General features: G+C 46.1%; 25 protein-coding genes, 6 tRNA genes, 1 pseudogene and 1 riboswitch. Of the genes and pseudogenes, 8 read left to right on the top strand and 24 right to left on the bottom strand.

All coding sequences use genetic code 11. The features are described 5' to 3' along the window. Positions 1-9 precede the first annotated feature (9 nt). From NLX74_RS00250 to NLX74_RS00225, 6 genes are all read right to left on the bottom strand, one after another. Entirely contained in the window at positions 10-1,167 is a 1,158-nt protein-coding gene (locus NLX74_RS00250) for a P-loop NTPase family protein (RefSeq protein WP_254327636.1), read from the bottom strand. Between the two features lie 537 nt (positions 1,168-1,704). Then, entirely contained in the window at positions 1,705-4,032 is a 2,328-nt protein-coding gene (locus NLX74_RS00245; RefSeq protein WP_254327981.1) for a histidine kinase, read from the bottom strand. Between the two features lie 215 nt (positions 4,033-4,247). Further along, a complete protein-coding gene (locus NLX74_RS00240; protein ID WP_061829564.1) occupies positions 4,248-5,135 on the bottom strand; it encodes a metal ABC transporter permease in 888 nt (295 codons plus the stop codon). Then, positions 5,132-6,061: a metal ABC transporter permease gene (locus NLX74_RS00235; RefSeq protein WP_254327635.1), complete on the bottom strand. Its 930-nt coding sequence runs from the start codon at positions 6,059-6,061 to the stop codon at positions 5,132-5,134. Before NLX74_RS00235 ends, NLX74_RS00240 begins: the two co-directional genes overlap by 4 nt. Before the next feature lie 5 nt (positions 6,062-6,066). Further along, entirely contained in the window at positions 6,067-6,831 is a 765-nt protein-coding gene (locus NLX74_RS00230) for a metal ABC transporter ATP-binding protein (RefSeq protein WP_254327634.1), read from the bottom strand. A 14-nt stretch (positions 6,832-6,845) separates the two neighbouring features. Then, on the bottom strand, positions 6,846-7,817 hold the full coding sequence (locus tag NLX74_RS00225; RefSeq protein ID WP_254327633.1) for a metal ABC transporter solute-binding protein, Zn/Mn family: 972 nt from the start codon (positions 7,815-7,817) through the stop codon (positions 6,846-6,848). A 236-nt stretch (positions 7,818-8,053) separates the two neighbouring features. Here NLX74_RS00225 and NLX74_RS00220 point away from each other — a divergent pair, with 236 nt between their 5' ends. Further along, positions 8,054-8,830: a DUF3153 domain-containing protein gene (locus NLX74_RS00220; RefSeq protein ID WP_061829568.1), complete on the top strand. Its 777-nt coding sequence runs from the start codon at positions 8,054-8,056 to the stop codon at positions 8,828-8,830. A gap of 8 nt (positions 8,831-8,838) precedes the next feature. Here the strand turns inward: NLX74_RS00220 and NLX74_RS00215 are convergent, their stop codons facing one another. The 3 genes from NLX74_RS00215 to NLX74_RS00205 form a co-directional block, all read right to left on the bottom strand. After that, on the bottom strand, positions 8,839-9,264 hold the full coding sequence (locus NLX74_RS00215; RefSeq protein WP_061829569.1) for a thiol-disulfide oxidoreductase DCC family protein: 426 nt from the start codon (positions 9,262-9,264) through the stop codon (positions 8,839-8,841). A gap of 130 nt (positions 9,265-9,394) precedes the next feature. Next, on the bottom strand, positions 9,395-9,721 hold the full coding sequence (locus NLX74_RS00210) for a hypothetical protein (protein ID WP_025722703.1): 327 nt from the start codon (positions 9,719-9,721) through the stop codon (positions 9,395-9,397). 123 nt (positions 9,722-9,844) lie between these two features. After that, positions 9,845-10,264, bottom strand: coding sequence for an organic hydroperoxide resistance protein (locus NLX74_RS00205; protein WP_013309264.1), 420 nt, complete (start codon positions 10,262-10,264; stop codon positions 9,845-9,847). 261 nt (positions 10,265-10,525) lie between these two features. Between NLX74_RS00205 and NLX74_RS00200 the strand changes: the two are divergent. Both NLX74_RS00200 and NLX74_RS00195 read left to right on the top strand, forming a co-directional pair. Next, positions 10,526-10,756, top strand: a pseudogene (locus NLX74_RS00200) (manganese catalase family protein); the annotation flags it as partial. 212 nt (positions 10,757-10,968) lie between these two features. Next, positions 10,969-12,288 carry an Nramp family divalent metal transporter gene (locus NLX74_RS00195; RefSeq protein WP_061829572.1) on the top strand — a complete coding sequence of 440 codons (1,320 nt, stop codon included), beginning with the start codon at positions 10,969-10,971 and terminating at the stop codon, positions 12,286-12,288. A 110-nt stretch (positions 12,289-12,398) separates the two neighbouring features. Here the strand turns inward: NLX74_RS00195 and kdpC are convergent, their stop codons facing one another. From kdpC to NLX74_RS00175, 5 genes are all read right to left on the bottom strand, one after another. Continuing rightward, positions 12,399-13,127: a potassium-transporting ATPase subunit KdpC gene (gene kdpC / locus NLX74_RS00190; protein ID WP_061829573.1), complete on the bottom strand. Its 729-nt coding sequence runs from the start codon at positions 13,125-13,127 to the stop codon at positions 12,399-12,401. A gap of 19 nt (positions 13,128-13,146) precedes the next feature. Then, complete coding sequence (kdpB, locus tag NLX74_RS00185; RefSeq protein ID WP_254327632.1) at positions 13,147-15,177, bottom strand: potassium-transporting ATPase subunit KdpB; 2,031 nt, start codon at positions 15,175-15,177, stop codon at positions 13,147-13,149. Between the two features lie 37 nt (positions 15,178-15,214). Further along, positions 15,215-16,891, bottom strand: a complete 1,677-nt coding sequence (gene kdpA, locus NLX74_RS00180; protein ID WP_254327631.1) for a potassium-transporting ATPase subunit KdpA — start codon at positions 16,889-16,891, stop codon at positions 15,215-15,217. A 109-nt stretch (positions 16,892-17,000) separates the two neighbouring features. Next, the gene (locus NLX74_RS25755) at positions 17,001-17,078 is read right to left on the bottom strand and encodes a potassium-transporting ATPase subunit F (protein WP_071559652.1); all 78 of its coding nucleotides are present in this window, start codon (positions 17,076-17,078) and stop codon (positions 17,001-17,003) included. 183 nt (positions 17,079-17,261) lie between these two features. Continuing rightward, on the bottom strand, positions 17,262-17,657 hold the full coding sequence (locus tag NLX74_RS00175; RefSeq protein ID WP_023987603.1) for a hypothetical protein: 396 nt from the start codon (positions 17,655-17,657) through the stop codon (positions 17,262-17,264). Positions 17,658-17,772: 115 nt separating this feature from the next. Next, positions 17,773-17,940, bottom strand: a riboswitch (cyclic di-AMP (ydaO/yuaA leader). 466 nt (positions 17,941-18,406) lie between these two features. Between NLX74_RS00175 and NLX74_RS00170 the strand changes: the two genes are divergently transcribed. Beyond that, positions 18,407-18,892: a glutathione peroxidase gene (locus NLX74_RS00170; RefSeq protein ID WP_254327630.1), complete on the top strand. Its 486-nt coding sequence runs from the start codon at positions 18,407-18,409 to the stop codon at positions 18,890-18,892. A gap of 91 nt (positions 18,893-18,983) precedes the next feature. On the opposite strand, the gene NLX74_RS00165 is transcribed toward NLX74_RS00170, so the two are convergent. Then, positions 18,984-19,066 (bottom strand) — tRNA-Leu (locus tag NLX74_RS00165). A 262-nt stretch (positions 19,067-19,328) separates the two neighbouring features. On the opposite strand from NLX74_RS00165, the gene NLX74_RS00160 reads away from it, so the two are divergent. Both NLX74_RS00160 and NLX74_RS00155 read left to right on the top strand, forming a co-directional pair. Continuing rightward, positions 19,329-20,066, top strand: coding sequence for an urease accessory protein UreF (locus tag NLX74_RS00160; RefSeq protein ID WP_254327629.1), 738 nt, complete (start codon positions 19,329-19,331; stop codon positions 20,064-20,066). 296 nt (positions 20,067-20,362) lie between these two features. Then, a complete protein-coding gene (locus NLX74_RS00155) occupies positions 20,363-20,584 on the top strand; it encodes a Rha family transcriptional regulator (RefSeq protein ID WP_069291380.1) in 222 nt (73 codons plus the stop codon). 124 nt (positions 20,585-20,708) lie between these two features. On the opposite strand, the gene NLX74_RS00150 is transcribed toward NLX74_RS00155, so the two are convergent. The 6 genes from NLX74_RS00150 to NLX74_RS00125 all read right to left on the bottom strand — a co-directional run bounded on the left by NLX74_RS00150 (position 20,709) and on the right by NLX74_RS00125 (position 22,696). Beyond that, positions 20,709-21,092 carry a helix-turn-helix domain-containing protein gene (locus NLX74_RS00150; RefSeq protein ID WP_254327628.1) on the bottom strand — a complete coding sequence of 128 codons (384 nt, stop codon included), beginning with the start codon at positions 21,090-21,092 and terminating at the stop codon, positions 20,709-20,711. 93 nt (positions 21,093-21,185) lie between these two features. Then, on the bottom strand, positions 21,186-21,560 hold the full coding sequence (locus tag NLX74_RS00145) for a helix-turn-helix domain-containing protein (protein WP_254327627.1): 375 nt from the start codon (positions 21,558-21,560) through the stop codon (positions 21,186-21,188). A 185-nt stretch (positions 21,561-21,745) separates the two neighbouring features. Further along, positions 21,746-22,201 (bottom strand): MarR family winged helix-turn-helix transcriptional regulator, encoded by a 456-nt coding sequence (locus NLX74_RS00140; RefSeq protein WP_061829577.1) that lies wholly within the window; start codon positions 22,199-22,201, stop codon positions 21,746-21,748. 163 nt (positions 22,202-22,364) lie between these two features. Further along, a tRNA-Leu gene (locus NLX74_RS00135) sits at positions 22,365-22,447 on the bottom strand. A gap of 15 nt (positions 22,448-22,462) precedes the next feature. Then, positions 22,463-22,538, bottom strand: a tRNA-Lys gene (locus tag NLX74_RS00130). Between the two features lie 86 nt (positions 22,539-22,624). After that, a tRNA-Glu gene (locus tag NLX74_RS00125) sits at positions 22,625-22,696 on the bottom strand. Positions 22,697-22,940: 244 nt separating this feature from the next. On the opposite strand from NLX74_RS00125, the gene NLX74_RS00120 reads away from it, so the two are divergent. Continuing rightward, a complete protein-coding gene (locus tag NLX74_RS00120) occupies positions 22,941-23,702 on the top strand; it encodes a DeoR/GlpR family DNA-binding transcription regulator (protein ID WP_254327626.1) in 762 nt (253 codons plus the stop codon). Positions 23,703-23,771: 69 nt separating this feature from the next. Beyond that, positions 23,772-24,647, top strand: coding sequence for a Cof-type HAD-IIB family hydrolase (locus NLX74_RS00115; protein WP_235307729.1), 876 nt, complete (start codon positions 23,772-23,774; stop codon positions 24,645-24,647). 177 nt (positions 24,648-24,824) lie between these two features. Here NLX74_RS00115 and NLX74_RS00110 read toward each other — a convergent pair. The 3 genes from NLX74_RS00110 to NLX74_RS00100 form a co-directional block, all read right to left on the bottom strand. Beyond that, a tRNA-Ser gene (locus NLX74_RS00110) sits at positions 24,825-24,913 on the bottom strand. A gap of 1 nt (position 24,914) precedes the next feature. Next, a tRNA-Asn gene (locus tag NLX74_RS00105) sits at positions 24,915-24,990 on the bottom strand. A gap of 44 nt (positions 24,991-25,034) precedes the next feature. Beyond that, the gene (locus tag NLX74_RS00100; RefSeq protein WP_254327625.1) at positions 25,035-25,559 is read right to left on the bottom strand and encodes a SprT family protein; all 525 of its coding nucleotides are present in this window, start codon (positions 25,557-25,559) and stop codon (positions 25,035-25,037) included. Positions 25,560-25,588: the final 29 nt, after the last annotated feature.

The following is a 25,588-nucleotide window of genomic DNA, read 5'->3' as shown; positions in this document are numbered from 1 at the left end:
CAGCCCCTTTTAAGACCAAACGGCGGGCGGATGTGTTACATTGTCCACATTCAGCAGCTCGTGGCACAGATGACGAATTTCCCGCTGATAAATCGGTGAACTAAGCAGTAGCTCACGGTGCTGCATCTGCTTCCATGAAGGTATATAGGGTAACGCTCCGTTTAGCTCCATGAAGTCACGAGGTAACGAGTTGATCATAGTTCCCATATAGCGGTTCACCACAAAGCTGGTTTTGCATATCATATCTTCAAGCCCTTCAGGCTGCGTGGTTTCTAAAACATCCAGCCATAATCCGCACTTGTGCATGCTCATTAAATCGTCTGCCAGCAGCCAGATCAGCTTATGACTAGCTTCAAGCACAGCTTGAGCCCGGTCACCTTTTTCAGAATCGCCATCTACGATCACTACATCATACTGTCCGCTTTCGGCAACCGTTCGAATCAGTTCCTTCGCTTCATCACAAGTCATGTCCGTCAGTTCCTTACGATTATAGACAGGCTGAAAAGTATCCGCCTGAATTTCAGGGCGGCGAACACAATAGGCTGCCACAGATAATGGAATGCCCTCATTCCCCTCCGCCTTGAGATCATAGAGCAGCCTGGATAGCCCCTCTCCTTCTGCTCCGCTAGCACTTCCTGAACCAGTGAACAACGAGCTTGAATCCACCGTCTCCAGATTCAGATAGAATACCGAATATCCCTCATTCCCCAGCTGTTTGGACATATTCAACGCGGCCGTTGTCTTGCCCAGTCCGCCGGAAGCTGCTACCATGCCGATAATCAGTCCACCTTCCCGGCTGTTTACACATTTCCGACCGTTCGACTTCTGTCTCGCCGTTTCCAAAATAAAACCGACCAGCTCAGATAAGGGCTGATATTTTAATAAAGGCTGTCCATATTCGCTCACTTGTTCTCCCTCATGCAATACCAAACAAGGAATATCAGCAGCTTCCCTATCTGTCCATAGATTCAAAAAAGCCGCTTCACCAACCACCACGTCCGGTCTTTTCATTCCGCTGGTTTCCATCATGTATTGATGAAATGCCTCCGGTTGCGAAAAAGCCGTTATTCTCAGCCTTCTGGCGTACTCGCTTCCGTGAACATAATTCAGCAGCGGCTCAATATAATCCCGGCCTTCTACAGCCAATACCACTTTCACTGGAACCATAACGCTCATCCCTTTCCCTAACACAACAACGCAAAAAAGCACCGTTCATCCATCCGTAAGTACATACGGTTGGTGAACGGTGCTTCCGTCACGTGCAATCTATTTACTGGTAGAATAGCATAGCGCTTATATTAGAGCAAGTATTTTTTGTGCAAGTATCATCTTCCAAAATCCTCGTACTAGGAGAAGGCGGGCAGTCTAGCCCCGCCTCCTACCATCTTCATCTTAGTAGAATTTGTGGTGACGACGATGACAGTCATGATGGCGATGATGGCGATGATGACGTTTCCGGCAATGACATTTCTTATCAAAATCTTCATGTTTCCAGTGATCACGTTTAAATTTAGGTTTAAACTTAATGACAGTCACCTTAATGATCTTCTTAAAGACACGTTTTTTTGGCTTTGGAAAATGACAATCATGCTTACGATGTTTATACATTCAAATTCGCCTCCATTTCTTTGAGATAGAATATACTATGGAAGCAGCGAACCATCGGTAACCAGCATATGACTATTTATGAATTTACTGGGCGAATTAATGATCTACCTCCAGCTTAATATCCGGATCATAATCCGCCACAATGAGAACATCCATATGACGTGCTTGACGGAGAATCCTCGGCACAACCGCAGACTTCCCCCAACAGCTACTTCGGGAAGACTGCCCCACGATGAGCTGCGTACCTGAATATCCTTCCACCGGAGCAATCAAAATGTCGGCAATCTCGCGTCGGCTGGAAACAAGCCTCATCTCAAAGGTTCCCCCCAGTCGGTGGGTCAGCAACTTTAGTTGTTCCAGACGAGGGTTCAGTCTCTCGGGTATACACTCACCGACATGAGCATACGTCACAATCCACACAGCCTTTAGCCGAAAGGCGATACGAAAACCACGGCGGATCAACCTTTCAGCATTTTCGCTTAGCGTCACGCCTACGAAGATCACTTCCTCCCTGCGCCACGGTCCCCGAAGTGATTCGTTTCGATCCCAGGATTCCAGCCGCTCATCTACGTCATCTGCCAATTCCCGCAAAGCAAGTTCACGCAACGCAATCAGATTGCCCAGTTTAAAAAAGTGGCTAAGTGCCTGTTCCACCTTCGCAGGATCGTATATTTTGCCCTCACGCATACGCTGCTGCAACGATTTGGGAGCCACATCAACAAGCTGCACTTCATCGGCCAGACGCATCATATGGTCGGGAACAGTCTCTCTCACACGTATGCCAGTAATCTGTTCTACCGCATCATTTAAGCTCTCCAGATGCTGTACATTCATTGTGGATATCACAGAAATACCTTGTTCCAAAATGGTAAGCACATCCTCATAGCGCTTAGATCTCATACTTCCGGGCACGTTGGTATGTGCAAGCTCATCAATAAGCACCACCTCGGGATTACGCCTGAGAATGGCTTCGGTGTCCATCTCTTCCAAATGTGCGCCATGACGCTCAATGGACTGACGGGGAATCATCTCCAGAGAGCCTACTTGTGCCAATGTTTCTGCTCTTCCATGCGTTTCCAGCAGTCCGATAACTACATCGATCCCGCTTTCCAGCAGATCATTCCCCTCTCTCAGCATCGTGTATGTTTTGCCGACCCCCGGAGCAGCGCCAATGTATACCTTGAGCTTGCCCCGCAGGATTTTGGCTGCCTCAGCCTGTGCTTCCTCAACGCTCAAACGATGATACGGATCATTATCTCCCTCTTCCTGTCTCATTGTTGGCAAGATTCGCTCACCCTCCTGCTCGGCCCGGTCCGCAATCAGCAGCAAATCCATATTTTTCATTCGTTTTAAAATCCCGTTCACCAGCGATCCTTTCATCAGCTCCTGCCACGGAGTCTGCCGAGAATGCCCCATAACAATTCGGGTAACATTGTGCGTCACCGCATAATGAATCAGTTGACGAGGCAACCTTCTGCGGGAAAAAAGCGGGATTTCTTCAAATGTTGATCCGATCTTGTCAGCCAACTGCTCAATCGAACGCTTGAAGGCTGCTGATTCCTTGGACAGCCTGCGCTTCGAGCTGACAAAGGAGACCACTAGCATATCTCCACCCAACCGCTTGGCGACCTGTTCTCCCCTACGTACATAAATAGACCCATTCCAATGATATTGAACAGGTACCAAAATACGCTCTGCCGCTCCTGACGCCCCGTGCAAGCCTAACTCCTCCCGGTGTCGTTCCAGCGAATCATTCACATCCTCTGCTACCAATCGCAGAGCAAGCTCACGCAATTTACCGAGATTTCCCCGGTGAAACATCTCAGGATTGGGCGTATGCATGTAGCCTTTCGCCAGCCGTTCCAAAATCATCTCCGGGGTGGCATCGATCAGACGAATTTCATCCGCCAGTTCCAGTGTATCAACCGGAACCGTATATTCCGCTTCAAAGCCTGTTAGCTGATATACCCACTCCGTAATTCCTTCGAGTTCATAAACATTAACCGTCGTAATGACGCTAATTCCCTGCTCCAGCAAATACCGAATATCCTCCAGCCGTGTTGGAAATGGGGCGTCTTTCCGGTTATGATGTGCCAAATGATCCACCAGTACCACCTCGGGATTTCGTGTCACCAAAGCTTCCACATTCAGATCCTTTTGCTCCTCACCATCTTTTATCCAATGAATACTAGGCACGCGCTCCAGCGTGCCGACCTGTTCGACGGTCACAGGCCGCTGCATGGTTGAGACCGCACAAATCACAACATCAATACCTTCATGCTGCAACGATTGTCCCTCCTGCAGCATATGATACGTCTTGCCCGAGCCACTGACCGCACCCATGTAAATTTTGAGTCTGCCTCGATGCAGTTTGTTAATCGAATCCAGTATTTCCTCTGGTGATTTACGTTTGAAGCTCTCCACTTTCGTTCCTCCCCCAGCGTAACCGCTCATTCCGTTCATTCTTATATGGTTGTAATGAATGTACTCCCGTGTCCCAATCAATTCAAGATGATCAATCAAGCTTGCTCCAAAAAAAGCCGCGCAGGGCAGTATAAGCGCAAAAAAACGTGCATTCAGGTCTCTTATGCCTGAATACACGCTATTTTAGGTAACTCATATGGGATCACTTCCTACAATCACTTGCTATCTTCGCCAACGATCCCCCGTTGTTGAAATAACTTTTGCCATATCACACCGTGAGACGGGGAAAAGAGAAAAGCCAAAAGCAGCAACACACCCGATACACATAGCATACATGCCGCAATAGAAGCATCCAATACACTTGCTGTGTAAAAGCCTACGACCGAACTGATGGCTCCAAATCCGACGCTGTATACAATCATACGGGACAACTTCTCCGTCAGCAGATAAGCGGTAAGAGGCGGTACAACGAGCATGCCAACCACCAGAATTGCACCCACGCTCTCAAATGACGCCACCGTCGTTAACGAGACGAGACTCATCAGCAGATAATGAAAAAAAACAACTGGAATGCCTAATGAAGCTGCCAGGGCGGGGTCGAAGGAAGTGATTTTAAATTGCTTGAAAAAACCCCCTATCACGAGCAAATTGATCAAAAACATCGCGCCCGTAATCCACACAGCCCTCGGACCGACATCGAAGCCAGCAATCTCGAACGTATTCCATGGCACATAAGCAATTTCCCCATATAAAACGTGATCCATATCCAGATGGGCATTGGAAGCAAACACACTGATCAGCAAAACACCGATAGCAAACAATGTCGTAAACACCACGCCAATGGCAGCATCACTTTGCAGACCGCTTTGTTGGAATAGCTGAATTAGGTACACCGTTAGAAGACCCAGCACAGCCGCACCAAACATCATCCACACCGAATCCCTCGATCCGCTGATGAGAAAGGCAATGACAATCCCCGGCAATACCGCATGACTGATTGCATCACCGATCATAGCCATTTTTCGAAGCACGAGAAAGCACCCAACGATACTACATCCCCCTGCCACTAACATTCCCGTCAAAATTACATAAAATGAACTCATAGGGCACGCTCCTCCCTTGGCTGTGTTCCGACTGTCTGCTCCAGATTTTTTCTGGCGTTCAACCGAACGATAGCCTTGGAGATCATCCCGCGCTGCGGCGCAAAAATCAAGCTCATTCCAAACACCACAGTCGCACACAACACACATAACGGTCCTGTAGGCAGATTTTGCCCCAGAGAGCTAATGAGCGTCCCACCAAGGCCTGCTATAGCACCAAACAAGCCTGATAGGCACACCATGACACCCAGCTTCTCTGTCCAGTATCTTGCCGACACGGCCGGGGTAATCAGCAGGGCAGCCATCATAATGACTCCCACGGCCTGAATGCCAGCAACCACCGCAATGACAATCATTAGCATCAACAACTTATCCAGCAAACCTGCCGGGTAACCAAGTCCGCGGGCAAAGCCGGGATCAAAGCTGAGCAACTTAAATTCCTTGAAAAATAATATACATATTCCGATGAGTACCACCGAAATTACCGCCATCGTATAGACATCAGACAATACCATTGCCGCAGCTTGACCAAATAGAAATTTATCCAATCCGCTTTGGTTGCCTGCGCCACTATGCTGAATTTCGGTCAACAACATAATGCCGAAGCCAAAAAATACCGACAGCACCGCTGCAATCGCGGAATCGCTTTTAATTCGTGAATACCGGGTTAACGCACTGATGGCAAAGGTCGCAACAATTCCTGCAATGGCGGCCCCAATCATAAATCCAAACACGGATTTTGTACCTGTGATCATAAAAGCCACACATACCCCCGGCAAAGCCGCATGTGCCAAAGCATCTCCCATGAGCGACTGCTTGCGCAAATACATAAAACTGCCAATCACTCCGCTGCTTAAACCGAGCAAAATGCAGCCCAGCAAAATCCACTGCAAATTCGGGTCGGTCAAAAGCGTTGCCAAGCTTGTCATACTGCTCACCTCACTCCGAGTATCGTACCGGAATCCGGGCTTGTTTTGAGTATACTCAGACGCCCGCCATACGTACGCTGCAGATTTTCCTCGGTAAAAATATCTGTCGTCTCTCCAAACGCCATAAGATGCCCGTTCAACAGTATAACCTGATCAAAATAATCCGTGACTGTAGATAAATCATGATGAACAACAAGCACGGTTTTACCCTGCTGTTTCAGATCGTTGAGCAGCGAAATAATGGCTTTTTCTGTTGCAGCGTCCACACCGACAAACGGTTCATCCATAAAATAAAGCTGAGCATCCTGCGCGAGTGCTCTGGCTAAAAAAACACGTTGTTGCTGACCGCCAGACAATTGACTAATCTGCCTGTCTGCATATTTGCTCATTCCAACCTTGTCCAAACTCTCCATCGCAGCCTGACGATCTGCTGCACCCGGACGCTTAAACCAGCCCAATCTGCCATACCGTCCCATCATAACCACATCCAATGCGTTCGTCGGAAAATCCCAGTCCACCGACTCCCGCTGCGGTACATAGCCAACCTTGAGCAGCTGATGTTTATAGGGCTTGCCGTAGACCAGCACCTCGCCCCTAAGCTTTGGAATCAGTCCAAGCGCTGCCTTGATCAACGTAGATTTCCCAGCCCCGTTCGGGCCGATAATACCAATCAGCTTGCCTTCCGGCACCTCAAAGGAAACATCGAACAAAACGGGCTTTTTTTGATAAGCTACCGATAAATCACGAACAACAAGTGGTGAATGCCCCATGTATCTTTGCCTCCTTATTTAAGAGCTTTAACTATCGTATTGACGTTATGCTTGACCATTCCAATATATGTGCCATCTTCTGTGCCTTCTTCACCCATGGCATCCGAATACAGCTCGCCACCAACCTTAATTGTATGACCTTGCTGAGCGGCCCCCTGAATAACCGCATCTATGGCCTTTCTCGGAACACTAGATTCTACGAATATAGCCTTGATTTTATGTTCGACCAGATAATCTCGCAGCTTGGTCACATCTTGAGAACCCGCTTCTGATTCTGTGCTCATACCTTGAAGTCCTCTCACTTGAATGTGGTAGGCATCTCCGAAATAGCCGAAAGCATCATGTGCCGTGACAAGCACGCGCTGGGCTTCCGGTATACTGGCAATCTGCTCTCTCGTGTAATCATCCAGCTCTCGCAGCTCAGTAAGATAGGCTTCTGCGTTGGCCTTATATTCCTCCGCATGAACAGCGTCTAGCGCCGACAATTCATCTCTGACGGTTTCTACCGCAGACATCCAATTCTGTACGTTAAACCAGATATGTGGATCATGCTCAGATCCCATTTCCGGGCTACCTGCACGCAATTGATCCTGTGCGATGTTTTTGGACACGGGTATGACGGGTTTTTGCTTGCTGATCTTCTCCAGAATGTCCTGCATTTTTCCTTCCAGATGCAACCCGTTATAAAAAATAACGTCGGCCTGATCCAGCTTGCGCATATCTCCCTGAGAAGCCTTGTACAAATGCGGGTCAACGCCTGACTTCATAATTCCCGTGACCTCTACATGATTACCGCCGACCTTGCCGACAATGTCAGAGATCATACCGATGGTAGCCGTAGCCTTTATTTTTTGTCCTGTTTCTCTCGCAGTTCCCTGCTCCTTCTTCTTAGCATCGGTACATGCAGTCGCTAAAACCAGAGCTAGAGACAATACTCCAACTGTCGTTACCCATCGCGGCAAAGCCTTCTTAAACTGCTTGTTCATGTTTTAAAATCCTCCTTTGAACTTCGTTTTGGGACAAACTATTTCCTTGATTCAATTATTTTTTATCAATACTATATTTTAGAGTATACACTAAAGTTTTTACCTAGGGAAACATTTTTAAAAAATATAATTCTTATCTATTTCGTTATACCGTTCGATTTTCGTTCTCCCAATGTGTAATATATAGAAGATATCCAATCGTTAAACCAAAGAATACATATAAAGAGGTGCAGGTCATGGAGCCAACAGGATACAGCCCTTATCGGAACAAACGTCGGCAAGTTCGGATACGAAAAATACTGCTTATTTTTATGCTGGTGTGCTGTCTGCTTGCCCTAACTTCCTGTGCTCGAGGTGACATCCATGTAGATGTTCATCTCGATCAAAGTGTAGATCTGGATGCAACGTTCAGTGTAAACAACCAGACACTGATGATGTTGGACAATCCCGGGCTGCTAGATCGATTAGTCAAGCGTATTCAAAGCAACAATGTAGATGTACAGCCGCTAGCTGAACAGGGAAGAAAGGGATATCAAATCAAGGGGCATTATCAAGGAGATTGGAGCACAAACAAAAAAAATCCCAGTCAGGGATTAAATCTACCTGAGGGATTAGAAATAAAGCGCGCTGTGAGCCAACATTTTTTCACAACGAATATTGATCTTACCATGAAGCTCGATCTACCACGGATGCTTCCTGAAGAAGCTCAAGGACTGAGTGATAAATTTGAGCAAATGAATGTGTTTGCGCGCAAATTACTGGAGCGGCAGCTGGATCTTAACTTCAGCCTATCCTTACCCATCCAACCTGCTACCAATAATGCGGACCGTGTGTCGGAAGACGGAAAAACACTGTATTGGGACATTGCTCCTTTGGAATCTAACGAGCTAAAATTGTCTGTTAACGTACCCAATGTACGACATATCGTGTATGTAGCTGTTACGAGCCTGATACTAATCGTGATCGCTGTGATCTTACTAATTCGTAGACATCGCTCCAAAAAAGAAACTTAAAAAAGCAACTAAAAAAATCGTTGTCTGATTTCTGGTGGGGGGATCTGACACTGATCCTCTTCATCCTTGCCAAACCAACGATATCGGTTACGCGCCACCCAGTTATAGACAGCGTTGCGCACAAAGCGGGGAACCAGGATGAACACATAGGCCAGCGGGTATGGAAAACGAAGACGTTTGGCAATTCGCAAAGCCGCGGTGGACCTTGTATAATACGTACCGTCTTCAATCAGCACGAACGTATCCAGCTGATCTGTAGATAGTCCTCCTGCACGTAATAGTTCTTGTCCTGCCTCCGATTGCAGGGAACCAAAATGAAATGTTCCCTTGGGGTCACGCTTGATAATAAAGCGGGCCGCTCCCTGACAAAAGTGGCATACCCCATCTACCAACACAATGGAATGATCTGAATGAGCATGATCAGTCTGGTTCATAAATGCATTTCACCTCCAAGAAAATCAACGGCATGAATACCAGCAACGCAACCATATGAATATAAACAAAAAAACGCCGAAAGTATCCGACGCTTGTTTAGAAATGTATAGTCTTTACCTGTTCGAAAAACTAGCTCAATGCTTTCTCAAACAGCTGTTTCGTATTAATTTGCTCTAAAAACTCCTCATGGAACTTATCCATACACTTGCAGATAAAATCCTTATGGCATACCGGGCAAGGCGTCGTTAGCAGTCGACTAATATTCGTCAAGGTCCACTCCGGATTACGTTGAGAAAAAACGCGGCACTCCGTTCCATCGGCCAAACTCATTTTAAACTCATAAAGCCCTTCTTTTTCGTTGCTGCCAGCCAGCGTGAAATTAACAATATTCGGTCTGTAAGACATCATATCACCCGTATTTTTCAAATTTGTTTCGTACCTGATGACCAGAATCACCTAAGCCATCTTAATGAATTTTGGCGATGATGTCAAATGGTCGCAAATCTCAACGAATCAAGATCTATGTGCAAAAGCCACCGATAAATCGGCGGCCAGAGTGTAAAAGTTATAGAAATGCAGTCAAATGACATTAAGCTCGACATCAATGTTACCGCGTGTTGCTTTGGAATACGGACAAAAATCATGCGCTTGGCGTGCCAGATCTTCGGCCTGGGCGCGTTCAATACCGGGTATTTTCACATCCAGACGTACCGCCAGCTGGAAGCCGCCATCGCTTGGGTCCTTGCCGATAGATACGTGGCTGGTGACCTCAACATTGTCTACCTTCACCTTAGCCTTCCGGGCCACATTAGCCAATGCGCTCTCATAGCAGGCACCATAGCCTGCCGCAAACAATTGCTCCGGATTCGTAGCTTCTCCGCCTGCGCCACCCAGTTCCTTCGGCGTGCTGAGCTTATGCTTCAAAACTCCATCGGATGAAGCGACTGAACCGTCTCTTCCACCATGTACCGTTGCTGATGCTGTGTATAATGCTTCCATGATTTCATCTCTCCTTCTCTATATCATATGTTTTCCGCAGGAATCTATCGTCATGTTAATACATGATTTCCTTCTCGTATGTACTTTAAACGAACTACACAAAATGAATCATTTGAAATAAGGTTGTTAACCTGTACATTTACCGTTTAGTTCCACCTCACCTTGTTTACACTATATGTTATAAGCCCCTAGCTTGATGGGCCGTCAACATATGTCTTGAAGGCTCACTCGCATCATTTTATTGTATCTGCTCAGACTTCCATGACTGACAACCCTGTCGTACGCGAGATCGTAGGCTACTTGTTGGTGCGGGGTGGAGTCCATGTGATGGCCTATGCCAAAGCGTTGGAAAAGCTTACAGGCGTAGAAATGACCAAAATGCTTCCGATTCACCGGGCTATTTATCGTTTCAGTCCGGATAACTACAAGGAAATTGATAAAATATGGAGCAGCGTTCACCCGGAAGATGGACAACAATTTAAAAAAATCCAAAACGACCAAGCTGCTCCCCTCAGAGCGATATAGCTTGGTTTTTTCTAGTGTTCGGCTTTATACGATACCCATATTGCTTCAAAAATACGATTAACTTGCTTGACCACACAAAAGTTGCACTAGACAAAAACTATTGTAAGTGTACAATAGGGATAACACAATCGTTATGTCACTAATAATATATTTCAACATCAATAAAGAAGGTGAAGCGTATGAAAAATACAAAGGGTAACTTCGCGGAAATCGCTTCACTGTCGGAAGTGAATCGTTCCTTGAGCGTCCCGAAAGACGGAACCTGGTTTCGGAAGTTTCTTGCCTTTGCTGGACCCGGCTATATGGTCGCAGTCGGCTATATGGACCCCGGCAACTGGGCCACAGACATCGCTGGCGGATCGAAATTCGGCTACACGTTACTTAGTGTCATTCTAATCTCCAACCTGATGGCCATCCTGCTACAAGCCTTATCTGGCAAGCTTGGCATTGCCACAGGTAAAGACTTGGCTCAAATGTGCCGTGATGCTTACAGTCGTCCTGTCGCCATCGGCTTATGGCTCTTGTGCGAAATTGCTATTGCAGCCATGGATTTGGCCGAGGTCATCGGTTCAGCCATTGCGCTGAAGTTGCTGTTTGGTCTACCGTTACTATACGGAGTCATCATTACCGCATTTGACGTCATGCTTATTTTACTGCTGCAAAACAAAGGTTTTCGGGCATTGGAAACACTTGTCATTGTACTGATGGCGACGATTGCCGGCTGTTTTGGGATTAATCTCATTTTGGCACAACCGGAATGGGGCGGCGTATTGGGCGGCTTTGTACCAGACTCGCAAATTTTGACGAATCCAAGCATGCTGTATATTGCCATCGGTATTATGGGTGCTACTGTAATGCCGCATAACCTGTATCTGCATTCTTCTATTGTACAAACTCGCAAATTTGAGCAGACTTCAGCAGGTAAACGGGAAGCTATTACATTTGCAACTTGGGATTCCAGTATAGCGCTGATGTTCGCTTTATTTATTAATGCGGCCATCTTGATCGTGGCAGCTGCTGTATTCCATACGGCAGGAAGAACAGATGTAGCCGAAATTAGTGATGCCTATTATCTGCTTTCGCCACTACTGGGAACCACGCTGGCAAGCATACTATTTGGGGTTGCGTTACTCGCCTCAGGTCAAAATTCAACCGTTACAGGCACTTTAGCTGGACAAATCGTGATGGAGGGCTTTTTGAATCTTCGTCTTTCACCTTGGTTGCGTCGTCTGGTGACCCGCCTCATCGCGATCATTCCAGCGGTTATCGTCACTGCTATCGCAGGTGAAAAAGGTGCGGAGGAACTACTTGTGCTGAGCCAGGTCATCCTGTCCATCCAGCTTCCCTTTGCCATCATTCCATTACTGCTCTTTACCAGCGACAAAAAGATTATGGGTGAATTCGCAAATAAAATGTGGCAAAAAGTATTAACCTGGATCGTGACCGCTGTCATTATCATCTTGAATGTAGTGCTCATCATCCAAACGATTTCAGGTTAATCGGTAGCCAAAATATGAATATATTAAATAGGTATCTCACTAGCCCCATGGCAGCGAGATACCTTTTTTTGTTCATCCTATTTTATTTATCCTGTATACATAAAGAATACTCAACGCTTGGCAGGCTCCACCTTTATTTGCGCCTCAAGCGCGAGATTCAGCTTGAGCACGTTCACACGCGGCTCGCCGAATACCCCGGCGCTGCGGCCTTCTGTCTGCTCCTGCACCAGTGCTCTCAGTTGATCCTGCGGGATACCCGTCAAGCCGCTAATGCGCGGAATTTGCACCCGTGCCGCCTGTGGCGAGATGTGCGGGTCCAGACCGGAGCCGGAGTTTGTAATCAGGTCCACCGGAACCTGACTGACGGGTACATCCGGGTTATGCTTCTGCCAATCCGCAATAGAGTCCTTGACTCGCTGTATCAAGGCCGGATTCGACGGCGCGTAGTTGCTTGAGCCTGAACCAGCCCCATTGTAATCAACGCTCGATACCCGACCTTGAAAAAATGCCGAATCGGCAAAGGACTGCCCAATCAGTTCGGAGCCGACCACCCGTCCCTCTGCGTCACGGAGCATACTGCCGTTTGCTTGCTGCGGAAACAGAACCTGCGCTACTCCTGTACTGACTAGCGGATATGCCAAACCGCACAAGAGAATCATCAGCACCGAAGTTCGCAAAGCTACTCCAATAACTGTACTTCCTCGCATCTCTTGTCTCTCCGGTTGTCCTTCCGACACTGTCCCGGTCCCTGTACGTTTGTTATGACCTTGCCCGCCAGATTCGGCTTTTTCGTGCGCAGCAAATCTGCGTCCAGACATCATCCGATAAAAACCACTCATGTCGTTCACCCTTTCTGCACTAAATCCACAAATGCACCAGCAAATCAATGGCCTTAATACCGACAAACGGTACGACCATACCGCCCAGACCGTAAATCAGCAAATTCCGTCCCAGCAGGCGATCCGAGCTCATCGGCTTATACTTCACGCCCTTCATGGCCAGCGGAATCAGAAGCGGAATAATAACCGCGTTAAAGATCAGCGCCGACAAAATAGCGGACAGCGGGGAGCCAAGCCCCATGACGTTCAAAGCGCCCATTTGTGGAATGGCCAGCATGAACATCGCCGGGATGATGGCAAAATATTTGGCAACATCGTTCGCAATGCTGAACGTTGTCAATGCTCCGCGCGTCATAAGCAGCTGCTTGCCGATCGCAACCACCTCAATAATTTTGGACGGATCGGAATCCAGGTCCACCATATTAGCTGCTTCTTTGGCCGCGACTGTGCCGCTATTCATGGCCAGACCGACATCCGCTTGCGCCAGTGCAGGTGCATCATTCGTGCCGTCTCCGGTCATGGCAACCAGCTTTCCCTGTTCCTGCTCACGTCGGATAACCGCGATTTTGTCCTCCGGCTTGCTCTCAGCTACAAAGTCGTCCACACCCGCTTCTCGTGCAATTGTAGCTGCTGTCAGCGGATTATCTCCGGTACACATGATCGTACGGATACCCATTTCCCGGAGCTGATCAAACCGTTCCTTCATACCTGGCTTCACTGTATCCTTCAAATAAATAATGCCGTATATCTGATCATCCAGCGCGACTGCCAGCGGTGTACCTCCTTCAGAGGCTACCTGATTGGCTTTTTCCTCCAGATCGGCTGGAATACTGCCGTTTTGCGATACAATCCATTGCCGAACAGAATCCACCGCGCCCTTGCGTACCTTTCGTCCATCGGTCAGATCCAGACCACTCATCCGTGTCTCCGCCTTGAATTCGATAAAGGTTCCACCTGCTGCCAAGGATGCATCCAACGTATGCTCCTGTTTGCGCATCAATTCGAGAACCGAGCGGCCCTCTGGCGTCTCATCCTTCATAGAGCTAATCGCTGCCCACTTCACTAACTCTGCCTTCTCCACGCCCTCCACAGGCACGAATTCACTCGCCATTCGGTTACCGAAGGTGATTGTACCTGTTTTATCCAGAATCATCGTGTTGATATCCCCAGAAGCTTCTACCGCCTTGCCTGACATGGCCAGTACGTTAAACTGGGTGACCCGGTCCATACCAGCAATCCCGATAGCTGACAGCAGTCCTCCAATCGTGGTTGGAATCAGACAGACTAGCAACGAAATTAGCACAGGGACAGGCAAATCAATGTTAAAATGACGGGCAATCGGCGCTAGTGTAACCACCACAATTAGAAAAATAATCGTCAAGCTAATCAGCAAAGTGTTCAGTGCAATCTCATTCGGCGTCTTTTGCCGCTGTGCGCCTTCCACGAGCGAAATCATTTTATCAATAAATGTCTCGCCTGGCTCTGTCGTAATTCGCACCTTAATCCGGTCACTGACTACTCGCGTCCCGCCGGTTACCGAGCAAAAATCACCACCAGATTCCTTGATGACCGGAGCCGATTCTCCCGTAATTGCAGATTCATCCACCGAAGCCAGACCTTCAATGACCTCACCATCGCTTGGAATCATTTCGCCTTGGGAGACAATAACCACGTCACCCTTACGCAATTCGGTTGAGCTAACCACTTGAATGTCATTTCCGATGAGCTTGTTAGCTTGTGTATCCTGCTTGGATTTTTTTAAAGAGGCAGCTTGTGCCTTACCCCGCCCCTCCGCGAGTGCTTCGGCAAAATTAGCAAAAAGCAACGTAAACAACAGAATAACAAACACGGTCAGGTTAAAGCCCATTTCCTTGCCAGTTCCAAAATAACCGGGAAACAGTAACATGAGCAGCACGACCAATGTACCGATCTCCACGACGAACATGACAGGATTTTTCATCATAATCATCGGATTTAACTTTATAAAGCTATCCTTGATCGCATGCTTCAAGATGCCTCTGTCCAGCATGTGTTTGCGTTGTTCCTTCATGATCAAACACCCCGTTCATCCATTCTCATTTTCTTCTTCACATGGTCAAAAATTCAGCAATAGGTCCCAATACGATGACGGGTAAAAAGGTCAACGCACCAATCAGCAGCACGATCCCGATCAGAATGGCTCCAAATAACTTGTTATCCGTGCGCAGTGTCCCCGTCGTCACCGGAGTCGGTGCTTTGGCATTCAACGAAGCCGCCACAGCCAACAATGCAATCATAGATACATATCGTCCGAAGAACATAACCATCCCCGTTGTCATGTTCCAAAATACGTTGTTATCCGAAAGACCTTCAAATCCCGAACCGTTATTTGCGGCAGATGACGCATATTCATAGAGCACCTGAGTCAACCCGTGATAGCCAGGGTTAGTGACCGCATCGTATCCCCAATGACTCATAAATGCAAGTGCAGTTGGGGCGAGAATGAGAAACGGATGTACCAAAATGGCAATCGCGATCAGCTTCATTTCCTTACCTTCAATTTTCCTTCCCATAAATTCCGGAGTTCTCCCGACCATCAGTCCGCATATAAACACACCCAGAATCGCATACATCAGCATATTCATCAGTCCGACACCCTTGCCGCCAAAAATGACGTTTAGCATCATTTCTCCCAAAGCAGCCATGCCACCCAGTGGGGTTAGTGTATCGTGCATATTATTGACCGAACCTGTCGTTGCCGCTGTTGTGACCGCAGTGAATAAAGCCGATTGTCCAATGCCGAAACGAACCTCTTTCCCTTCCATGCTTCCCTGAGAAGCATCCACACCCAGTGTCTGGATTAACGGATTACCTGTCTTTTCAGACACGTACGTAATGGATAGAAAAATAAGAAACAATACCATCATGGAGCTAAAAATAATCCAGCCCTGCTTACGATTACGGGCAAACAATCCAAAGGTATACGGCAACGAAGCCGGCATTACCCACATTGCCAAAATTTCCAGCACGTTCGTCCAAGGACTTGGATTTTCAAAAGGATGCGCAGAGTTAGCTCCCGCATAACCACCCCCGTTTGTCCCCAAATGCTTGATGGACTCCAGAGAAGCAATGGGTCCCATAGAAATCTGCTGCTGTGTTCCGCTCAGCGTCGTAAGATCCGCCGTAGGCTGTAGCGTCTGGGGTACCTTCAATCCAACCAGCACCAGCGTAAGCACAAAGGCCAGCGGCAGGAAAATTCTTATAATGGCTTTAATAAAATCTTGAAAGAAATTGCCCATTCCTTCACCGCGCCGCGTCAATCCTCTCATAAAAGCCGCAGCAACCGCAAAACCGGAAGCAGCCGAAGTGAACATCATCATCGTGACGAACGCCATCTGTGTCAGATACGTAAGCCCGCTTTCTCCGCTATAATGTTGGAGATTCGTATTCGTCATAAAGCTGATTACCGTATTAAAAGCTAGTGATGCTTCCATATTACTGTTTCCAGCCGGATTACCGGGAAGCATTCCCTGTAAACGCAACAGCAAGTAGCTGATTGCCACAAGCACGGCGTTCGTAGCAATGAAACTCATAACATACGTAGTCCAACGCATGCTCTCCAGCTTCTTCAATCCTACTATCTTATAAATCAGCTTTTCTGTTCCGCCAAAAATCCGATCCGTCCGATTGGGTTCATTCGAGAATACATGATACATATAGGTGCCCACTGGCTTTACCAAGAGCAGCAATATAACGATCACAATTCCAATTTGAAGCAGCTCCATCCTCTATTCCTCCTCCAAAATGCTCCTGCGTTTGGAACAACAGACCTGCTACCTATGATGCTTAATATTCATGATCTGTTGTTCCCGCCCGCTCTATCCCTACCAGTGACTAGAACTTTTCAGGGTTCAGGAGTGCGTAGATTAAATACATAAACACAATAGCCGTAAGCCCAAGTATAACGATCATCCTCTTCGTCCTCCTTTAGAGGTCTGCGCATCACACCAGCGTACAAACAGCAGTATCACTCCATAACTCACAGCCATGACGAGCAGCATGTATATATCCATCATGTTCATACCCTCCGTATCGGTCCTCAGATCGCCATTCCTATTTCATCATAAAATCATAAAACAACTATGTTATAAGTGCTTATCCGTTCAGCAGAAAACCCACCTCTCCGTTCAATGTGTAGATCACATGGTCCGCTCCCAATCCTCGATAAATTCCTTGTGGATTACAGCCGTGCGTAATAACATAGATCGATTCCGATGTTAGCGGCCGACATATTTGCAGGAAACGGCAAGTCAGATTCAAGCTGTTCTCGAACAAATACACACTACCAATTTCTTTTTTTGGAAAATTCCATTTTCCCGCTTGCATGGTATTGATGCGGACAATGTGCTCCACACCCATTTTTTTGAGCTGTCGTTCCTCCTGGGCGCTATTCGTCAGAACTGCAAACGCCAATTTTTTGAAAATAAGCAATTTCACAAAACTTCTGCCCGCTTCATTCGGTGCAGTGACAATAATTAACCGACCTTCCATCAGTAGCTCCTCTCCCGGTATAAAAAGACAACAAAAAGAAGCCGAAGGAAAAAGGCTTTCCTCCGGCTTCTTACATATCCATGATAAAATAAACCATGGCTGCACACGGCGGTTTGTTGCCTCTCCCTGTACGCTTACGAGGTTAGCTGTCGGATTCGGACGTGAGAGTCGCCCTATTTCTGGCACTTGACCGGAAAATTCACCCCATGAGACACACGGCAAGCCGTACAGTCTCGATTGGTTCCCCCGCTTTTGCAACTGCAAAATTCAGCGCTATAGACATTTCGTTGTTGCTTCATTCAAATTAATTTGAAATTACGTCTTGAATCATACACCCGCGCATGGAAGACTGTAAAGCTCAACTGCGGGGTTATAAATCGGCCTTTAGAGCATAGAAGATTAATAATAACGCTTACAATGCGACTATGCTTCTCACAGCTCACTCAATCTCTGTTTTTCATCCCTTTTCGAAAATGACAAGCATGTCAATATTGGCGTAGGGTAGAGCGTTTTTGGCCTTTTTTTGTAAAAAGAGAAGAAAATACGCTATATGTACCAGCTAAACACCGATTGAACCCGCTTTTATAAGAAGAAACACCTTAATTCGCTCCATTTGCAGTGCGATTTACTGTTTTGAACAAAATACGATTTTACAGCGGCTAAAGGCTTAATACAGCTTTTCCAGACTTGCAACCTTACTTTGAATTGCTTACAATTTAATTGCTGAATATTGAATAAGGAGAGATACTATGACCGTTTATGAATATGATGCGCAAACCCTGCAAGGGAAACCAATTCCGTTATCCACATATAAAGGGAATGTTCTGCTTATTGTGAACACAGCCAGTAAATGCGGGTTAACCCCCCAATACAAAGCGTTACAAGAGCTATATGACCAGTACCATGAACTGGGGCTCGAAATTTTGGGATTTCCCAGCAACCAATTCGCCAAACAAGAGCCAGGTTCCAGCGAGGAGATTTCCGAGTTTTGCCAGATCAATTATGGTGTTACCTTTCCGATGTTCGCCAAGACAGATGTCAATGGCGATCAAGCGCACCCCTTATTTCGCTTCCTGACCCAAACAGCTCCGGGGGTACTAGGGTCCAAAGCGATCAAATGGAATTTTACTAAATTCTTAATTACACGAGAAGGTAACGTATTTAAGCGCTATGCACCGCAAACCACTCCAGATAAGTTGGCGGGAGATATAGAGAAGCTTTTGCAGCAAAACTGATATTCTTCTTTATCACAGTTATTAAAACAAAAAAAGCATCCCTTCACGTAAACCGTGTCAGGATGCTTTTTTAACTAGGTTTTGCATATAATGCGGTCGAGAGGACTCGAACCTCCACGGGCGTACGCCCACTACCCCCTCAAGATAGCGTGTCTGCCATTCCACCACGACCGCAAATCATAATGTATTGAGGCAACAGATTTATTATACTCTCTCATCGACTATTTGTAAACACAAATATAATAATTATTTTATATGTTATTTTATATAACATATATGAGCGATAATAATATTTAATTTGACACAAATGCCGCTAAAATGTAAATATATATTACATATATTTCGAATTTTTTCGTTATCCCTAAGTAAAGAGTAAAATAATATAACATAATGATTCACTTCGAGGAGGCGAACCGCCCTGCATAAAGGCAACCGCTTGCTGAACTATGCATTATTGTTGGACCCTTCCCTACCTGTTGGTGGCTTCACCCGTTTTAACGGACTGGAGAAACTATTCCGCAACGGACATTTGAACAGTCTACAAGACCTGGAACATTACATGCTGGATGATTTGTATCCTCAATTTACAACCGTTGACGGCATGGCTATCAACAGTCTGTATGTCGCCATCCAGCAGAATGACAGTTGGCGAATCGCTCTTATTGATAAGATGCTGCATACCCAACGTCCCTCCTTGCAGCATGTGAAGGAGTTGCGTCTATCCGGTCAGCGTCTACTTAAGCTCGCTAAGGCTCTTTATCCTTGGCTTGAATTTGACCAGTTGGAATCCATACTCATTCAATACAATGCAATTGGCACACTCGCTACCGTTCACACCTGGATTAACTTCCTCCTCGGAAACGATGTAGAACAGACCGTTCACGGCTATCTTGGCGCAGCGGTGTCCTTCTGCGTGGAAGATGCCTTCAAACTACTCAATCCTCCTTATGAGGAAAAGAACCCTTTTATGGAGCGTATGACCAGCGAGCTGCTCTCCGCATGGAAGAAGCTTAACAAACCTGAGCCAACTGCATTTCAGCGTCGCCTTCTTCACAGACATTGGTACAACTCCTACATCACTCTACCGCTTTATATGAGCCATAATAGCCAATTGGATGAGCCTAGACTGTTTTCCCCCTCAGGTCTATTCAAACGCCTTCCAGCATCCCCCTGATGCGTCGTTTCGCTAATGTGGCAGCAACACCAAAAACACTCTGCCCCTTTCCTCAGGTGGCAGAGTGTTTTTTATCCACATATAATCGAAATTCACACTATTAGTAGACTCTAGACGGGTTATCAGAACCACCTAGCACTTAATTAAGTAATTAATTCAACAAAATAACGTATTTACGATTGTAAAAACACGTATAAAAGTGTATCATAGTTTTAGATGGTTAATTCTAACATGTTTACTGATGATTATTATAACACACCAATTATTCCGCAAGAATCCGTAAGGGGCGATTTCTCTTGAACAACAAAATGCCTGTCACCTCCTTCGGGTGGGCCATCAAACAACGGCTTGTCGAACTTCGACTGGATCAGAAAACATTTTGTGAGACACACAACATTCCGCCTTCACGCTTGTCCAATCTGATTCACGGCACCCGCAAAGCACAAAGGTACAGAAAACAAGTTGCTGCAATTCTGAACATCGACGATAACGATTATAAGGAGGCACCGCCACTCTAAATCCAACAAGCATTCCAGTTACATATAGGTCATTCCATATCACCAAGAAACCAAATAAACCCGTAAAGCGAACCCCTCCAGTTCGTTTACGGGTTTTCAACCCAGACGATCTTTAGCCAAAAAATTATTCCGGCTTTGTTTTATCCTTGTCACTTTTTTGCTTACGGTATTTCGCAAATTCAACATATTCTAAAATAAAATTCTGTTCTTCCGTCTCAAGATCTTCTGCCTGGCAATTCAGTGGCCCCATCACTCCAAAAAAATAAGCAGCCTTCTGCTCCTGAAGTACGCCTTCCCCTGGCTTAATTCCTTTCATTAACCAATCAAGCGATACATTAAAAAAGTCCGAAATCTGAATCAAATGGGCGGTACCCGGCGTTGTTTTACCTCTTCTCCAATCACCGAGATTCCCTGAACTGATTTTAAGTTTTTCACAAAATGCCTTCTTGGTCATTCCGCGATCCTTAATCAAAGCTTCAATCCGCTGATAAATAGTTTGATCTCCCAAAATGTTTCCCCTCCGACACAGTAACTTTTTCTGAATTAATTTTCATTTTTCAGCCTTACTCATTAGTAATCCTCATCAAATCCTAAGCAACCATTACCCCATAGTAGAATTGCGCTGGTTTTTCTCTTTACGAAAGCGGGTAAATTCAATATACTCAAGTAAAAAATTTCTTTCCGTCTCACTAAGCGGTTCCCCCTGGCAATTCAGTTGCCCTGAAGCGTCAAAAAAATAAGGGTCTTGCGACTCCTTCAGCACCTCACCCTGTACATCTCGACCCAGCATAATCCAATCCAGACTGGCATCAAAAAAAGAAGCGATTTCAATGAGTTTATTCGTGCCCGGCGTCGTTTTTCCTCTTTTCCAATCCCCGAAGTTCCCTGTACTAATGCCTAACTGCTGGCAGAACGCCTTTTTCGTCATTCCCCGTTCCTTGATGAGTTCCTCAATGCGATGGTAAATAGATTGCATAGAAGTTCCTTCCTCCCTAGCAGGCTCTCAAATAACGATATCATGTTCTCTGTTCCCATTTCAAAGATCACGTATGCTAAAATTACCGAATTATGTATGTTGGTTTCCATTATACCACAACACGCAACAAAAACCGCCTGTTTTCCGAAGAAAGGGCGGTCTTTAAGCCAGTTCACTTACGCCAATCACGTAGCAGCGTTGTCGATTTTAAGTAAGATATGCTTCAATTCATTCAAAGTTTCACTCAGATGCAATAAATCTTCTTCTGGCAGATACACCAGTCTTTCTTGAATTTTATTGGAGAAGGTATGAAATACCTGTTCACAAAAAGCATCGCCTTCTTGTGTAATCGCCACATTCACGACTCTGCGATCCGAATCACACGACTGGCGGTCAGCCAACCCATGCTCCACCAGTTTGTCCAGAAGAGGAGTCATGTTCGGACGTGAGACATTGAGCTGTTTGGATAAATCAGATACCGTAGACAAGCGCACCTCACGCAGAAGCAGTAATACCTGAAAGTTATTAGGCGACAAATGTAATGGGAAATCGAGCGGACCGTAGGTGAAAAATTTCTTCTTCACAATCGGAAACAAGCCCAAAATATTTTCTGATATATTTCCTAACAGTTGAGTGTCCATATTTTTCACCGTCACTTCACAAGTTTATACTTATCATTCTATAACATTATGGCATTATATTATACTATGGAATCATTATTTCATCATAATCATTACTTTATTACATCACTACACAAATAAAAAAAGCCTCTACCGCGAGAGACTTTTCCGTTTATTCCATTGATGCGGTCGAGAGGACTCGAACCTCCACGAGCGTACGCTCACTACCCCCTCAAGATAGCGTGTCTGCCATTCCACCACGACCGCATAACAAAATATAAATGGTGAGCCATGAAGGACTCGAACCTTCGACACCCTGATTAAAAGTCAGGTGCTCTACCAACTGAGCTAATGGCTCATGCTGTTCATCCAAGCTGTCCGCCATTAGACCAGACCTCAGGAATTTCCCTTAAGCATGCAACATGTAGTCTATAAAGACAACAATGACCCGTAGGGGATTCGAACCCCTGTTACCTCCGTGAAAGGGAGGTGTCTTAACCCCTTGACCAACGGGCCTTATTATTATGCGCCAACTTGGCGACAAGAAAGAGTATATCAAATAGAATAACGAATGGCAATACTTATTTCTAAAATTTTAAAAAAAGCAGTTTTTATAAGTACAAAATGCATATTAACTTACAATCCCTTATATCAAATCATTAAAATCCTGAAAATAGCGATAAATGATTGCAATATCACTTGTATTTACTTATAATCACTTACAAGATACCGAAATAATTATATATCAGAGGAGCTTTCTATGTATCAGGAAGAACGAATGTTAAAAATCGTTGATTACTTACAGCTTCATAAACGTATTTCGGTGGATGATATTTGTGAATTTTTTAATGTTTCACGAGATACGGCCCGTCGAGACCTCGTAAAACTTGAAGAACATCAAAAAATTATTCGCACCCGCGGTGGCGCTCTTCTCCCTACACTTCATCACGATCCAATTGGAAATTATAACGAAAGACTGCTTACTGTATCCGAGGAGAAACAAGTGATCGGACAGCTGGCTGCCAGCATGGTACGAGATAAGGATCGTATTATATTGGATTCCTCTACCACCGTACAGGCGTGTGCAGAAAGACTGAATGTGCAGGAATGTTCGGTCATCACCAATTCAATCAATCAGGCTGACGTGCTATCTCGAAAAGACGGTGTCTCCATACATCTGTTGGGAGGCCGCCTGCAAAAAGAACACCGATATGTATATGGCTCCTCCGTGATCGCCACTTTGTCTCACTATTTTGTAGACAAAGCCTTTATCGGGATTGGTGGTATATCTGCCCACGGACTAAGCCTAATTCATGAAGAAGACGGTATGCTGAAGCATCAGATGATGAAGCAGGCAGATCAGGTGATCATCCTTGCGGACCATTCGAAATTCGGAATCAATTTTCCATATCGTTTTGCCGATCTGTCTGAAGTTAATATCGTGATTACCGACAGATTGCCAGAACCAGCGATGCTGGAAATTTTGCAACATTATGATGTTGAAGTTGTTGTACCCTCATAAAATATGAAACTGCTTAGCTAGAACTCAAGATTTATCACAGAGATATCGAAAGACAGGAGTTGGAGAGAAATGAAACTGTTTGCGATTGATATGGATGGAACACTGCTGAACGAGGAAGGAAAAATAAGCAAAGTAAACGCGGAGGCTATACGCCAAGCACAGCAGCAAGGCGTTCAGGTGACAATCGCCACTGGTAGAGCCGCTTATGACGCCTGGACGAAGCTAGAGGAAGCAGAGCTTGTAACTCCCGTCATTGGAGCAAACGGCGCAACCGTACACGATGTGCATCGTCGTCAGTTAACCTCTACTCCTATGGGCCGCAGTGAAACGTTTGAAGTGCTGAGCTGGCTGCATGACAACGACTTTTACTATGAGGTCATGACAGACCGCGCTATTTATTCTCCACAAAACGGACATCAGCTGCTTGCTGTTGAAATGGACCGCTTGCTGAGCTCCAACCCGGATATTTCGCTGGATACTTTATTACATGCAGCTGAAAAACAATATGAACAGACCGGACATACCCGCATCGCTTCATATGAGGACATTCCACTGGATGTAGAGATTTATAACGTGCTCTGTTTCTCCTTTGATCAAGCCAAATTGGAGCGGGGTCGTGAGCGTTACCGAGGTTTTCAGGGCCTGAACATGGTCATCTCTTCAGACCGTAACTTTGAAGTCGAGCATAGGGATGCGTCTAAAGGTAATGCATTGCGTTATTTGGCGAATCATCTGAACATTCCCATGCAGGAAGCCGTAGCGATTGGGGACAGCTACAATGATATCTCCATGCTAACAATGGCAGGAACAGGCATTGCCATGGGCAATGCAAAAGACGACATCAAGGCCGTCTGCTCCCAAGTGACTCTGACTAATGCGGAAGATGGCGTCGCTCATGCTCTGTTGAACATACTCAAGACAGTCGAGGCTGACACCGTGAAATAGACGTCATTGGCTGCGTACAAGACAGGCTAACGCCGCTTCAAGCTGTACGCAGCACGTCCCCTCTCCATTTAAACGATTTCAGTCCACCGTTATTCTCAAAGCAGATATAGACGAAAAGGACGCTCGCAAGCATCATTACAATGCATACGAGCGTCCTTTTTCTACTTAAAATACCAACGGAGAGAGAGGGATTCGAACCCTCGCACCGCTTTCGCAGCCTAACCCCTTAGCAGAGGGTCCCCTTATAGCCACTTGGGTACCTCTCCATGGCTCCCCGAACAGGACTCGAACCTGTGACAACTCGATTAACAGTCGAGTGCTCTACCAACTGAGCTATCAGGGAACATTACTGTAAATTATCTTACAGTATGGTTAATTTACCATGATTCAGGGGGTGCCGTCAAGTGCCAACAGGCGAAGCTTCCCTCCACATTTCCCACAGCGATACCGCTGAGGATTCATCTTACGCTTGCGCATATACTCCTGCTGACAGGAAACGCATACTAGCTTGTAACGATAAGGCTGAGGCTTACGTTCCGTTCTTCCCGGCAGAGTCTGACAATGCCTGCTTCCTCCTACACGGGCCAGCCATGCTTTGAAGTCAGCATCTCGATGCTGATAGCCCATCCCGCGCAAATGCAAATGATAATGGCACAGCTCATGCTTAATAATTTTCTCCACCTCAGAACGTCCGTAAGCTGCGAGTTGATGTGGATTAATTTCAATATGATGACTTTTCATAAAATACCTACCACCTGTGGAAGACAAGCGCGCATTAAAGGTGGCTTGATGTCGAAACGGCACGCCGAAGCTCTCCAGCGAAATGCGCTCTACCCATTCTTGAAGCTCTTCATTACTCATAGAACGGCTCATTGAATGGTTCATTGAATTGCTCAGGGACTTGGACTCCATCCTAACGGTCTCTCCTCCTTTGCTCCTTA

Origin of the sequence: Paenibacillus sp. MZ03-122A (assembly GCF_024213325.1) — a bacterium.
GTDB lineage: Bacteria > Bacillota > Bacilli > Paenibacillales > Paenibacillaceae > Paenibacillus > Paenibacillus polymyxa_B.
The sequence above is the reverse complement of the archived record's forward strand: the minus strand, read 5'-3'. Positions and strand labels throughout refer to the sequence as shown.